Here is a 12,615-nt window from a genome sequence, read left to right on the forward strand (position 1 = left end):
ATCTTATAAAACTAGCAAATAAAATATTTGTTTTAAATTTTCTGTCTATTTTGCAACAAAAAAGCCACTCATTTCTGAGTGACCTTTATAAATTTAGGATAAGATGAAAATTAATTTCCTCCTTCCATTTTCTTTTTCAATTCTGCTAATGCATCAATATCACCAAGAGTTGTTTTCTCTTCACCGGAAGATGCTGTTGCTTTAGTAGCTTCTTTAGCATTTTTCTTCTCCTCATCTCTGAAGATACCAGTATGAGATACTACTACTCTTTTGAATTCTTTGTTGAATTCAATTACTTTGAAATCTGCAGTTTCTCCTTTTTTGATTTTAGAACCATCTTCTTTTTCTAATAATCTTGAAGGACAGAATGCTTCTACTTCAGCATCTTCAAACTGAACCTGAGCTCCTTTGTCAAAAACTTCTGCAGCAACTCCTGAATGTACAGTTCCTTCTGCATATTTAGTTTCGAATTTATCCCAAGGATTTTCCGTCAATTGTTTGTGACCTAAAGAAATTCTTCTTGCAGGGATATCAAGCTCAAGAACTACAACATCAAGTTTGTCTCCTACATTACAGAATTCTGATGGATGCTTGATTTTCTTAGTCCAAGAAAGATCAGAAATGTAGATCAATCCGTCGATTCCTTCTTCTAATTCTACGAATACACCAAAATTAGTAAAGTTTCTAACAGTACCTACATGCTTAGAACTTACAGGATATTTAGCTTCGATATTTTCCCATGGATCTTTAGAAAGCTGCTTAATACCAAGAGAAATTTTTCTTTCTTCTCTATCTAAAGTTAATACTTCAGCTTCTACTTCATCACCTACTTTTACAAAATCTCCGGCAGATCTTAAGTGAGTAGACCAAGACATTTCAGAAACGTGAATTAATCCTTCTACACCTGGAGCAATTTCTACAAATGCACCATAGTCAGCAAGAACTACTACTTTTCCTTTTACTTTGTCACCAACTTTCATGTCAGCAGAAAGAGCATCCCAAGGATGAGCTTCTAATTGCTTCATACCTAATTGGATTCTTGTTTTCTCATCATCAAAATCAAGGATAACTACTTTCACAGTTTGTCCGTCTTCTAAAATTTCTGATGGATGGTTTACTCTGCTCCAAGAAAGGTCTGTAATGTGGATCAATCCATCTACACCTCCAAGATCGATGAATACACCATAAGAAGTAATATTCTTAACAGTACCTTCAAGAACTTGTCCTTTTTCTAGTTGAGCGATGATTTCTTTTTTCTGACCTTCGATATCTGCTTCGATCAACGCTTTGTGAGATACAACTACATTTTTAAATTCAGGGTTGATTTTCACCACTTTGAATTCCATAGTTTTTCCTACGAATTGATCGTAATCTTTGATTGGCTTAACATCAATTTGAGAACCAGGTAAGAATGCTTCGATTCCGTGTACATCTACGATCATACCACCTTTAGTTCTTGATTTCACAAAACCATTAACGATTTCTCCTGTTTCGTGAAGTTCGTTTACTTTATCCCAAGCTTTTAGAGTTCTAGCTTTTTTGTGAGAAAGTTGTAATTGTCCAGTTTTGTCTTCTCTTCTGTCCACCATTACTTCAACCTCATCACCTACTTTCAATCCTTGATTGTAACGGAATTCGTTAAGAGAAATTACACCTTCAGATTTGAAATTGATGTCTACAATAGCTTCTTTGTCAGTAAGTCTTACTACTTTCCCAACTAATACATCATTGTCTTCAAGATCATTAAGAGAACCTTTGTAGATTTCTTCTAAATCACTTTTTTCTTTTCTTGCTTCTGCATCAAGACCTGATTCGAAAGAATCCCAATCAAATTGTTCCGGTGCTACGTTTTGGTTTAATAAAACCTCTGCTGAATTTGTCTCTTTTGACATTTTCTATTAAAATTTGTATTCCTTCTTCTTTAACGATCTGAATAAATGCGGAACTAAAAAATACGGAAGTCGTTAATTATTAAAAATTTACCCTTTTCAGATCTACCCGCAAAAAAGTGGCGCAAAAATACAAAATATTTCTGAAAATCAAGCCATCAGAAAATAATTTTTATGAGAGAATTAAAATTTTTTATATTTGAAAATTCAATTCAGAAAATGAAATTAAATCTTCCTGACAAGCTGTATTATTCTATTGGTGAAGTAGCCAAAGCATTTGACGTCAATACTTCGCTTATTCGCTATTGGGAACAGGAATTCCCGATCATTCGTCCTAAAAAAAATAAAAAAGGAAATCGCTATTTCACTCCGGAAGATATTAAAAACCTGCAAATGATCTACCATCTTGTAAAGGAAAAAGGGTATACTTTGGATGGAGCCAGAATTGCCCTCACTACCAATAACAAGATTTCAGAAACCGTTTCTATTATTGATCGACTTGAATTTGTAAAATCTGAACTTCTAAAATTAAAAGAATCTCTAAACGAAAAATAGTACATTTTTCCCATAAATTCAAAATAAAATTTATTTTTTTCATTGTGCATTTATGTTTATAATTGCATAAAAAACATGATGAAATCTCAACTTTATTATACGTTTTATAAAAAATACATTTTCACTACGGTTCTTTTATTGGGTATTTTGTTGATATTTTTTTTCGTTTTTCAAAATTTTAATATCACAGAAAAAGAAGACCTTTATCCAGAAAATATTGTTTTTATCGCATCCTCAGATTCTGAAAGCAAACAAATTTCTCTTTCCGAGTTTGATCCTAATGAACTTTCCAAAGAACAATGGCAGAAATTGGGATTCAGTGAAAAACAAGCGGAAACCATCCTAAAATACAAAAATATTGTTGGCGGAAACTTTACTTCAAAAGAACAATTCAAAAAATGCTATTCGGTTTCAGATGAGAAATATCTTCAATTAGAGCCTTACTTATTGCTTCCTGAAAAATCTTCCGAAAACTATAAAGAATACGCTTCAAAATATCTAAAAAAGGAAATAAAAGTCTCTGTAAAATTCAATCCTGACAGCTATTCTAAAGAAAATTGGATGAAACTTGGATTTTCTGAAAAACAATCGGAATCCATTCTGAAGTATAAAAACTTTTTGGGTGGTAGTTTTATCAGTAAAGAAAAATTCAAAGAATGCTTCATCATCAGCGATGACAATTATCTGAAATTAGCACCTTATCTCCTACTTCCCGAGAAAACACCGGAACAAAATAAATATTCCAAACCTGAGTTGGCAAAAATTGATTATCACAATTTTGATCCTAATGATTTGGATTTGGAAGGCTGGAAAAGTTTTGGATTCTCCGAAAAACAATCTGCTACAATTCTGAATTATAAAACTAAAATTTTGAAAGGAAGTTTCAAATCTCCAGAAGATTTGCAAAAATGTTTTGTAGTTTCGGAAGAGAAATTTAATGAACTAAAACCTTTCATAAAAATTGACAGCAAAAAAATCCCTGAAAATATTATTCCCGAAAAAGCAGTAAAAGAAAACATTGCAAAAACCGATTTCTCAAAAACGGATATGAATTCCATCACTTTCCAGCAATTGATAGAATTTGGATTTGATGAAAAAGCAGCAGGAAGTTTGATTGGTTTTCGTAATAAATTGGGAGGTTTTGTCAATGAAAATCAAATTTTGGAAACCTATAATATCGACAAAGATCTGACTGAAAAATTATTAAAAATTTCTACTCTGAAAATTGATCAAGTCAAAAAATACAAACTTTCTGAAGCCCCGGAAAAATGGCTGAAAGAACATCCATATTTTAAATATTATGCGGATAAGATCATGTATTACAGAATCACTTATCCGGATGATAAAAAAATCTTCAAAATGCTGAAACTAAAGCCTGATACAGAAGCCAAAATGAAACTTTATTTGAACTAAAGAAATTTCTAAAAAATGGAAAAAGTGAAAATTTAGGTAGATTTTGGGCTTTTAATTTCAGTAAAAAAAGCAACTCTTTTTCTCTTTTAAGCTGCGACTAAAGTTTGAACAAGCTAAAAATTCAGACATCAATTTCAAGTTTAATCAAACTAAAACTGGGCGATGCTTTTCAATTTTTTATCAATCACATCATTAGACATCTAAATCAAATTGACAGAATACAAACTACGATGAAAAATGCCTAGCTGCCAACACATCATCCTAAAACCGTTGATACAAATAAAAAACTCTATTTGTAAAACTGATGATCAAATTTTTTTCTCAAAAATGAAATTTGAATAAATAACATGAATGTTGCTAAAACCACTGCATAAATTGTAATTTTTGAGAAATTATATATTGGTTTTATATTGATGTTGTAAATGAAATCCAAATTTTGAACATCAATCATACTGTCTTTTTGAGATCCACCATTAATGAAAAGATAAATGATTGGTACAACAAAACATCCAAAAATAAGAATGAATGCTCGTTTTGAAATCAATGGTTTATAAACATACACTTCATTTGCTTTTTTTGTTAAAACTTGCGACATTACTTTTGCTGTAAAATCAGAAGAAGGCGTTTCTAATACAGAATCCTTCATAATAGTTTCCACAAATTCCTCTAGCAGTTTATCTTCGTTTGCTTTCATAATAGGACAGTATTTCGGGTTCTAATTGCTCTTTTAAAATTGAAGCCAGTTTTTTTCGACTTCTAAATAATTTTATTTTAACATTATTTGAATTACAACCAATAACTTTTGCAATCTCTTCTATTGATTGGCTATCAAAATAATACAGGGTTAGTAAAAAGGCTTCTTCACTGGATAATAATAGCATGCATTCTTGAATCTTTTGATTTTTCTCATTTTCGTCGATAGTATCCAAAATACTTTCAATTATTTTTACTTGATGTTCGCTTAAATCTTCTATATAAAAAGTACTTCTCTCTTTTTCATTTTTTTTTAATCTATCTAAACATGTATTGTATGTAATTTTATATATCCAAGTCGAAAATTTAGATTCTCCTTTAAATTTGTTCAGTGAATTATAAACTTTTACAAAAGTATCTTGCGAAGCCTCTTCCGCTTCTTCCTTATTTTTCAGCATTTTATAAGACAGCGTAAACACTAAATCTTTATATTGATTTACCAATATAGAAAAAGCATTTGCGTTTCCTTTTATTATTTGATTAATATAATACTGATCATTTATAAATGCCATACTGTTTATAAGACGACAATTCAAGAAATTAGGTTACAAGTTAATGCAAAAAAAATTAATAATTGTGTAACCAAAATAAAACTCTTGTCGTCCTAGATTAGGAACACATTAATTAATAATCAATTTAAATCAAAAAATTATGGATGCAAATATTTTAATTCCAATCAGTTTGTTTGCTGCAATTTTCGGCATCGTTTACCTTTTTTTATCCACAAGAAACAAAGAACGCTTGGCGCTTATAGAAAAAGGATTAGATGCAAGTATTTTTAATAAGAACGGAAATTCATTTCAAAAAATAATTATTTTAAATCTAGCGCTATTATTTATGGGTATTGGTGCAGGAGTCTTTATAGCGTTATTGTTGGCCACTTACACATCATTAGATAAGGATGCACTTTATCCTGCAATGATATTTTTAATGGCAGGGATATCATTATTTATAGGTTTCAAAATGACAAAAAATTTAGATAAATAAAGCACCAATCCATCATCAATCAGAAGACATCGAATGAAAACGACAAATAGCTTACTACAAAAAATTAAAAAAATATTTAAATGGACATTTCTTATACTTATTTGTCTGTTTTTTTTCAAGGCTTGTATTCCATCAAAGCAAGATATATCTACTATTAAGCCTCGTCAATCAACAAAATATTGGAATCTTAAGACTGGCTCTAAAATAGCCTATACTTTTATTGAAGGAAAGGGAAATAAAAAACCATATCCCGTTATATACTTGCACGGTGGACCAGGTGGATATATACATTCAAAAGTCATTGAAGTTCTTGGACAACTTTCGGAAAATGGATATAATGTCTATTTGTATGACCAAATTGGAAGTGGTTTATCTGCAAGACTCGAAAATATAAATGAATATACTGCAACACGTCATCAGAAAGATCTTGAAGCAATTGTAGATATTTTAAAAGCTGAAAAAGTAATTTTAGTAGGACAATCTTGGGGTGGTGCTTTAGCCACATTATATACTGCCGATAATCTCAGCAAAGTTGATAAAATAATACTTACCTGTCCAGGAACAATTAAACCTGAATATGATGATTCATTGGAAAAATTAAAAGCACCAGACAGTCTAAATCTGAAAGATCCAATGGATGTTAATAATGAAGTTATTAAATTCATATTGAAACCAAGATATCTTGCTATCCGATTTTGGGCATTTTTTGGTAAAAAAATAGCAAGTGATGAAGAAGCAGATAGTTATTTAAACAAAATGGCAGAGAAATTTACAAAAGGACTTGTTTATGATCCGACTAAAGTATTAACTGAAGAAGGTGGCGGTGGTGGCTACAGCAATATTAAAACACCAAAAAGTTATAGTAAACTTGCAGATCCGAGACCAAAACTTAAGAACAATAATATTCCTGCCCTAATAATTAAAGGACAATATGACAATATTCCGTGGGGCAATACAAAAGAATATATGGATGTATTTAAAAACAGTCAGTTAAAAATAATAGACAAAGCAGGACACGATATTTATATTGAAAAACCTGATGAATATCTACAGGTAATGAAAATGTTTTTAAGATAAAATTTCACTATTTTATTCAACTACATTGCCTAAAAAAGGAGGCTGTCTCAAAAGGACAGTCTTTTTTTGTTATTTTTAATAAACTAGAATAAAAGAAAATGAAAATAGAGTCTGGAACAAGGCACACAGAATTATGGTCTTATAAAATAGACTTTATTGCACTAATAAATTTTAGAGAATACACCTAAAGTACGATACGAGAGGGTTTTAAAGAGAAGCCCTCAGCTTTTTGTCTTGTAAAAGCATCTAAGAATTTTTCATATTCTTCTTTATTTTCGTGATGAGATTTCACCTTTTATATTCAGCCCTCGTAAATATATGGGGTAATTTTTCGGAGCATTAGAATAGTAACAATATATTGATGTTACTTTAATATTCAATTTATAACCGAGCAATACTTTTGTTCAAGATAATTAAATTAAAAATTATGTTGAGAAAAAGTACATTATTGGTTTTATTAGCTTCATCCATTGCAACATCTATTTTTGTTGCTTGTAAAGATGATGACAACACAACAACTTCTGATGAAACAATAGAATTCAAAAACCGGTCGGTTACTCCGTCCTTTGTTAAAATGGGTTCTGATTTTTCAGGAGTAGGGGTTTACACTTTGGTAAGTAGTGAAGATGTTATTCCAAATTCCGGAAATATGGTTTATGGAGGTGCTCCAGATGGACAAGGGTTTATTAAAAATCCAGATGGAAGTGGTTACATAATGGTGACTAATCACGAAAATACTTGGGCGGTATCTAGATTGTATTTAGACAAAAAATTGAACATCACAAAAGGTGAATATATTGTAAATACTGATGGTGGTGGTTTTAGATTGTGTTCTGCAACAATGGCTACACAAGCAGAACACGGTTTTGGTCCTATGTTTTTAACAACTGGAGAATCAAATGTTAATGCGATGACGCATGCAATAGACCCAATAGTTGCTGCTAATCCATCAAACAATACAAGAACAAAACCTGCTTTGGGTAAGTATAGTGGAGAAAACGCAGTTCCACTCAATAAAAACGCATATCCTGGTAAAACGGTAATTATATTAGGTGAAGACGCTTCAAACGGACAAGTTTATTTATATGTTTCTAATACCATAGGTGATTTGGATAATGGTAAATTATATGTTTTAAGAAGAACAGATTTAAACCAGGTTGAAACTTCGATGACCTGGAATAACAATTACCCGGTAGAATTTGTAGAGGTACCCAATGCCAAAAACTTAACAGGTACTGAAATTGAAAACTTAAATTCAACACTTAAATCTATTCAGTTTGCCCGTGTAGAAGATTTGGATTATCGAAAAGGTTCAGCTACTAACAATAGAGAGATTTATTTCACAGCTACCGGTGTAAGTGGTTCTGCCGAGAAAACATATATGGGAAGAGTTTATCAGTTAAAACTGGATGCCAATGATCCACTTAAAGGAACACTAAAAATTATTGCTGATGGCGATGTTTCCTCAACAGGAGCAAACGTAAAAGGTACCGATATCATAAATCCTGATAATCTTTGCGTTACTGAAAACTACGTGTATATTCAAGAAGATGGCGATTCTTATTGGCCAGAAGCTACACACAATTCATTAATATGGCAGTATAATATTGCTACAGGAACTAAAAAAGTATTTATGGATATGACTCATAGCGATTCAGGTATGCTAAATTCTAAATATAACCCAACTGCAGGAGCCAAATATGGTCTTTGGGAACACGGTGCCATGGTTGATATTTCTGATGTAGTAGGAGTTCCTGGTACGTTTACCATCAATGTACATGCACACTCTTGGGTAGAAGGAGATAAATTTTTAAATCCTAGTAAAGCGATTTCGGTTCAGCCTTATAAGGCAGGAGGACAAACACTTATCTTGAAAAATGTGCCAAGATAAAATATAATTTCTTACACAAAAAACCTTTCCAAGTGAAGGGTTTTTTGTTTTTTCAATACACAAAGACTCTTAAAATGTTCAAAACCTTATTTTTAGCAATCATTTCACTTTTCTTATTTTCTTGTGCAGATAAAGGGTATCAAACTTTAGACACCAAATTGCATTCCACTATTGAAAAAAAAATAGATACGTTGAACACGTCTCTACATACATTAGAAAACACAAAAGATCAAAAAGAGCTCATAATAAATTTCAAAAAAACCAGAAAAGAATATAAAAAAATAGAACCTTTTGTGGAATATTATTTTCAAGGGCTTTCTAGAAGAATAAACGGACCTGCTTTACCAGAAATAAAAACAGATGACAATGTGGTAAATGATGCCGCAGGTTTTCAAGTAATCGAAGAAATTATTTTTAGTGACAGTATAGATTTGGTAGCATTAAAAAAACAAACTCGAATTTTAAAAACAGATTTAAAATTTATTCAGCAAAATTTTAAGGATTTACCTATTCAAAATCATCATTTTTACGAATTAATACAACATCAAATCATACGAATTGCAGCATTGGGCATTACCGGTTTTGATTCTCCTGTTGCTTTTAATTCAATAGAAGAAACCAAATATTCCATTGAGGGAATAGAAGAATTTTATTTGATGTATTGCGAAACCAATAAGCAAAAAGTAAATTCCGACATTATTGAATTATTTAAAAAAACGAAGCAATATATTCATCAAAACAATGACTTTAATACTTTTGACAGACTGAAATTTATAAAAAATCATTTAATGCCGATGAGCGTTGCTTTTGAGCATGAATTTAAAACTATTATTGAACAGACTCCACATTTCAAAGACAATAAAGTATTTTATGGCCATTTATCCGATTTAATGCAGGGAAAAAAACTCAATCCTGATGCATTTTCCCCATATGCAGCATCAAAATCAACTGTGGAAAAAACAGCATTGGGAAAAATATTGTTTAATGATGTGAATTTATCACGAAATAATAAAATGAGCTGCGCAACCTGTCATAATGCGGAATATGCCTTTACAGACGGTAAAAAAACTTCAGTAGCCAATATTCACAGCAATAGCATCAAACGAAATTCTCCAACCTTGTTGTATTCGGCTTTTCAAAAATCATTTTTTTATGATACGCGTTCGCAAGATTTGGAAAACCAAATTGAAAGTGTCATGAAAAACCCAGATGAGTTTAATCTTTCTCCAAAAGAGATCAAAAATAAAATTTCAACCAACAAGAATCTAGTTCAATTATTTACAAAAGTCTTTCCCGATAAAAAAGAAATAACACCCTATGAAATTAGAAACGCCATTGCTTCTTATGTAAGAAGTTTAATGCCTTTTAATGCTAAAATAGATCAGTACTTTTCAGGAAAAACAACACTTACAGAAAGCGAAGAAAACGGATTTAATTTATTTGCCGGTAAAGCCAAATGTGCAACTTGCCATTTTATTCCTGTTTATAACGGAACTGTTCCACCTTGGTTTAACAACTCCGAATCTGAAGTCATCGGTGTTCCAGAAAATATCGCATGGAAAAATGCGACTATTGATGATGACGAAGGGAGATATGGATTAAATAAAATTGAACAACTCCAATTTTCTTTTAAAACTCCAACCGTAAGAAATGTTGAAAAAACGTCACCTTACATGCACAATGGAGTATATAAAACATTGGAAGAAGTGATAGAATTTTACAGATTAGGCGGCGGAAATGGTATTGGAATGAAGCTGAAACATCAGACTTTGCCTTTTGAAAACTTGAAATTAACTGAAAAAGAAAAGCAGGACATCATTAGTTTTTTAAAAACGTTATCGGATGAAAAAAAATAGATTATTCCTTTTCATTTCTTTTTTAATTTCGATTTCGTGCAATAAAAATGATAATGATGAATGCAATTTTATGCCCGAAATTACCACAAGCACTAATAAATCCCACCCTTGTTTATCTACCGGAACCATCAAGATTACTACCCCGGTTGATGCAAATTACAGCTACAAAATAGATCAAGGGAATTTCCAGGCTAATACAGTTTTTGAAAACATTTCCGTAGGCAAGCATATACTTTCCGTAAAAGATAATAAAGGATGTGAGACTTCAAAAGAGGTCAAAGTTGACACCATTACAAAGGGCAGTAAATTTGCAGAAATTGCCGCCATTTTAAAAACAAGATGCACGATGTGTCATGCTGGATTAAACCCACAAGCAGGAATTGATTTTACAAGAATTTGTGATATTTTACATCATTGGAACAGAATACAGGCTAGAGCAGTTGAAGGTAATCCATCTCCAATGCCACCAACCGGCTTTATTTCTATTGAAGAAAGAAATAAAATTTTGCTATGGATAAATAGCGGTCATACATATGAATAGTAAATCTACAAAAAATATGAATTTATTAAGAAAATTCCCCAAAATTTACTTTTTATCCTTCATGAAAGTCATTACCTAAACATAATAATTGTAAATATTCGGTTTTATATTAACGTGAGTTCGATGTAAGTATACGAGAAATAAGAAAACGCAAATTCCACAAATATTTAATCTTCAATTAACCTGTATATATTTAAAGTTCACAAATGCATTTTATTCAGCAAAGAACTCACATCCATTTGCTGAGTGTAACGTCTTTGCGGACGAAAAATTGAGCAGATTATTGTAAAAAAATTCTTTGCGTTCCTTGTGTGAGAAATTAATATAATGACAATTAATAGCTTATTTTTTACATCGAGTTCACGCTAATTATGCTATTTTATTATTTATTGCATATTATTTTTCCTATTTTGTTTTAAAAATCAGAAAATAAAACTAATATTTTGCAGTTATGATTGAAAAATATCAATTTAGTTTAATTTTAAAATCATAAATCGTATGGGAAACATCACAGAAAACAAACTAAACACCACGATTACGACTGCTGATCTCACTGCGATCAATACCGCTATCACCACCATCAGTTCCAAACTTCCTGCCGGAAGTCTCACCGATGAGCAGCGTGCCACACTGAAGGCCATTAACGTGAACAACAAAATTTTTGTAGAAGATGTAATCACCGAAATGACGGTAAACGGAGCCGGAATTATCCCTGCCTATATCAATACCGCAAACATCCAGACCGATATTTCGCTTTATGACCAACTGGATACCATAGAATCCGGAATAAATATGCTTCTGCAAAAAATCTCCGATCTCAAACGCATTGCAGGCGACGAAGCGTATACAGGAGCATTGGTGGGCTATCGTCTTTTTGAAAGTGCCAACACAGCAGGAATCAACTCTGCAAAGCAATCCTACGAAAAACTCAGAGCACGATTTGATGCACAGGGAAATACAGGAAGAAGTTCCGAAACAGAATTATAAAAACAGATGAACCGGCTTTAGCCGGTTTTTTTATTTTTCACTCTTCTACAATAATTTCTTAATTAAATTAACATTTATCTTAATTTAATTAACGTTTATATTAATTTAATTAACGTTTATTTTAATTAAATTTATGTTTATATAAATTAAATTAACTTTTATAATAATTAAATTATGTATTCTAATAATTTAATTTTAATTATTATTAACTTAAATAATTTTTTATTTATTTAAATTAACATTTATCTTAATTAAATTAATAAATTTATGAATTAAAATAAAAAAAATGGAAAATAAAGAAGAAACCATACCACATATAGGGCAATTACTGAAAGCTTACATTGATAAAAAGCGTATCCATAAAGTAGTACTTGCGAAACGTTTAGGAAAAAAGCAACCGGAAATTATTCGTTATCAAAACAGCAAAAGCCTGAAAACAGAAACTCTCTGGAAAATCAGTCTTATATTAAAACATAATTTCTTTGCCGATCTTGCTGCCATGCTTCCCAAAGATTTTACCATTGAAGCACCGCAAGACCACAGCAAAGATGAACGCATTGCCACGCTAGAACGCCAAATAGAAATACTGCAAGCAGAAAAAAATATGCTGTTGCAGGTGCTGAAAAACGGAAAGGAGTAAAATTTTAGTGTAAATTTTTTGGATTT

Annotated in this window: 12 protein-coding genes; 9 read left to right on the top strand and 3 right to left on the bottom strand. The window is 31.3% G+C overall.

All coding sequences use genetic code 11. The features are described 5' to 3' along the window. Window positions 1-110 precede the first annotated feature (110 nt). Window positions 111-1,892 carry a 30S ribosomal protein S1 gene (gene rpsA, locus AC2A1C_RS00005; protein ID WP_484022227.1) on the bottom strand — a complete coding sequence of 594 codons (1,782 nt, stop codon included), beginning with the start codon at window positions 1,890-1,892 and terminating at the stop codon, window positions 111-113. 216 nt (window positions 1,893-2,108) lie between these two features. On the opposite strand from rpsA, the gene AC2A1C_RS00010 reads away from it, so the two are divergent. Both AC2A1C_RS00010 and AC2A1C_RS00015 read left to right on the top strand, forming a co-directional pair. Further along, entirely contained in the window at window positions 2,109-2,444 is a 336-nt protein-coding gene (locus tag AC2A1C_RS00010) for a MerR family transcriptional regulator (RefSeq protein ID WP_484022229.1), read from the top strand. Window positions 2,445-2,522: 78 nt separating this feature from the next. Further along, complete coding sequence (locus AC2A1C_RS00015) at window positions 2,523-3,857, top strand: helix-hairpin-helix domain-containing protein (RefSeq protein ID WP_484022231.1); 1,335 nt, start codon at window positions 2,523-2,525, stop codon at window positions 3,855-3,857. A 289-nt stretch (window positions 3,858-4,146) separates the two neighbouring features. Here the strand turns inward: AC2A1C_RS00015 and AC2A1C_RS00020 are convergent, their stop codons facing one another. Next, the gene (locus AC2A1C_RS00020) at window positions 4,147-4,551 is read right to left on the bottom strand and encodes a hypothetical protein (RefSeq protein ID WP_484022233.1); all 405 of its coding nucleotides are present in this window, start codon (window positions 4,549-4,551) and stop codon (window positions 4,147-4,149) included. Beyond that, entirely contained in the window at window positions 4,532-5,122 is a 591-nt protein-coding gene (locus AC2A1C_RS00025; protein WP_484022235.1) for an RNA polymerase sigma factor, read from the bottom strand. Before AC2A1C_RS00025 ends, AC2A1C_RS00020 begins: the two co-directional genes overlap by 20 nt. A gap of 139 nt (window positions 5,123-5,261) precedes the next feature. Between AC2A1C_RS00025 and AC2A1C_RS00030 the strand changes: the two genes are divergently transcribed. The 7 genes from AC2A1C_RS00030 (at window position 5,262) to AC2A1C_RS00060 (ending at window position 12,589) form a co-directional block, all read left to right on the top strand. Beyond that, complete coding sequence (locus AC2A1C_RS00030; protein ID WP_484022237.1) at window positions 5,262-5,597, top strand: DUF6249 domain-containing protein; 336 nt, start codon at window positions 5,262-5,264, stop codon at window positions 5,595-5,597. Between the two features lie 33 nt (window positions 5,598-5,630). Then, window positions 5,631-6,674 carry an alpha/beta hydrolase gene (locus AC2A1C_RS00035; RefSeq protein WP_484022238.1) on the top strand — a complete coding sequence of 348 codons (1,044 nt, stop codon included), beginning with the start codon at window positions 5,631-5,633 and terminating at the stop codon, window positions 6,672-6,674. A 427-nt stretch (window positions 6,675-7,101) separates the two neighbouring features. Beyond that, complete coding sequence (locus AC2A1C_RS00040; RefSeq protein ID WP_484022240.1) at window positions 7,102-8,565, top strand: alkaline phosphatase PhoX; 1,464 nt, start codon at window positions 7,102-7,104, stop codon at window positions 8,563-8,565. A gap of 74 nt (window positions 8,566-8,639) precedes the next feature. Next, window positions 8,640-10,421 carry a cytochrome-c peroxidase gene (locus AC2A1C_RS00045; protein ID WP_484022241.1) on the top strand — a complete coding sequence of 594 codons (1,782 nt, stop codon included), beginning with the start codon at window positions 8,640-8,642 and terminating at the stop codon, window positions 10,419-10,421. Further along, window positions 10,408-10,962: a hypothetical protein gene (locus tag AC2A1C_RS00050; RefSeq protein ID WP_484022243.1), complete on the top strand. Its 555-nt coding sequence runs from the start codon at window positions 10,408-10,410 to the stop codon at window positions 10,960-10,962. The genes AC2A1C_RS00045 and AC2A1C_RS00050 overlap by 14 nt, the downstream gene beginning before the upstream one ends. Before the next feature lie 498 nt (window positions 10,963-11,460). Beyond that, complete coding sequence (locus tag AC2A1C_RS00055; protein WP_484022245.1) at window positions 11,461-11,949, top strand: hypothetical protein; 489 nt, start codon at window positions 11,461-11,463, stop codon at window positions 11,947-11,949. 286 nt (window positions 11,950-12,235) lie between these two features. Next, window positions 12,236-12,589 carry a hypothetical protein gene (locus AC2A1C_RS00060; protein ID WP_484022247.1) on the top strand — a complete coding sequence of 118 codons (354 nt, stop codon included), beginning with the start codon at window positions 12,236-12,238 and terminating at the stop codon, window positions 12,587-12,589. The last annotated feature ends 26 nt before the right edge of the window (window positions 12,590-12,615 follow it).

The organism is Chryseobacterium sp. HNCC26DJ241 (genome assembly GCF_057180505.1).

Excerpts from the sequence above, each read along its gene's own strand:
- rpsA (WP_484022227.1), bottom strand. The coding sequence starts at position 1,892 with ATGTCAAAAGAGACAAATTCAGCAGAGGTTTTATTAAACCAAAACGTA.
- AC2A1C_RS00010 (WP_484022229.1), top strand. The coding sequence starts at position 2,109 with ATGAAATTAAATCTTCCTGACAAGCTGTATTATTCTATTGGTGAAGTA.
- AC2A1C_RS00015 (WP_484022231.1), top strand. The coding sequence starts at position 2,523 with ATGAAATCTCAACTTTATTATACGTTTTATAAAAAATACATTTTCACT.
- AC2A1C_RS00020 (WP_484022233.1), bottom strand. The coding sequence starts at position 4,551 with ATGAAAGCAAACGAAGATAAACTGCTAGAGGAATTTGTGGAAACTATT.
- AC2A1C_RS00025 (WP_484022235.1), bottom strand. The coding sequence starts at position 5,122 with ATGGCATTTATAAATGATCAGTATTATATTAATCAAATAATAAAAGGA.
- AC2A1C_RS00030 (WP_484022237.1), top strand. The coding sequence starts at position 5,262 with ATGGATGCAAATATTTTAATTCCAATCAGTTTGTTTGCTGCAATTTTC.
- AC2A1C_RS00035 (WP_484022238.1), top strand. The coding sequence starts at position 5,631 with ATGAAAACGACAAATAGCTTACTACAAAAAATTAAAAAAATATTTAAA.
- AC2A1C_RS00040 (WP_484022240.1), top strand. The coding sequence starts at position 7,102 with ATGTTGAGAAAAAGTACATTATTGGTTTTATTAGCTTCATCCATTGCA.
- AC2A1C_RS00045 (WP_484022241.1), top strand. The coding sequence starts at position 8,640 with ATGTTCAAAACCTTATTTTTAGCAATCATTTCACTTTTCTTATTTTCT.
- AC2A1C_RS00050 (WP_484022243.1), top strand. The coding sequence starts at position 10,408 with ATGAAAAAAAATAGATTATTCCTTTTCATTTCTTTTTTAATTTCGATT.
- AC2A1C_RS00055 (WP_484022245.1), top strand. The coding sequence starts at position 11,461 with ATGGGAAACATCACAGAAAACAAACTAAACACCACGATTACGACTGCT.
- AC2A1C_RS00060 (WP_484022247.1), top strand. The coding sequence starts at position 12,236 with ATGGAAAATAAAGAAGAAACCATACCACATATAGGGCAATTACTGAAA.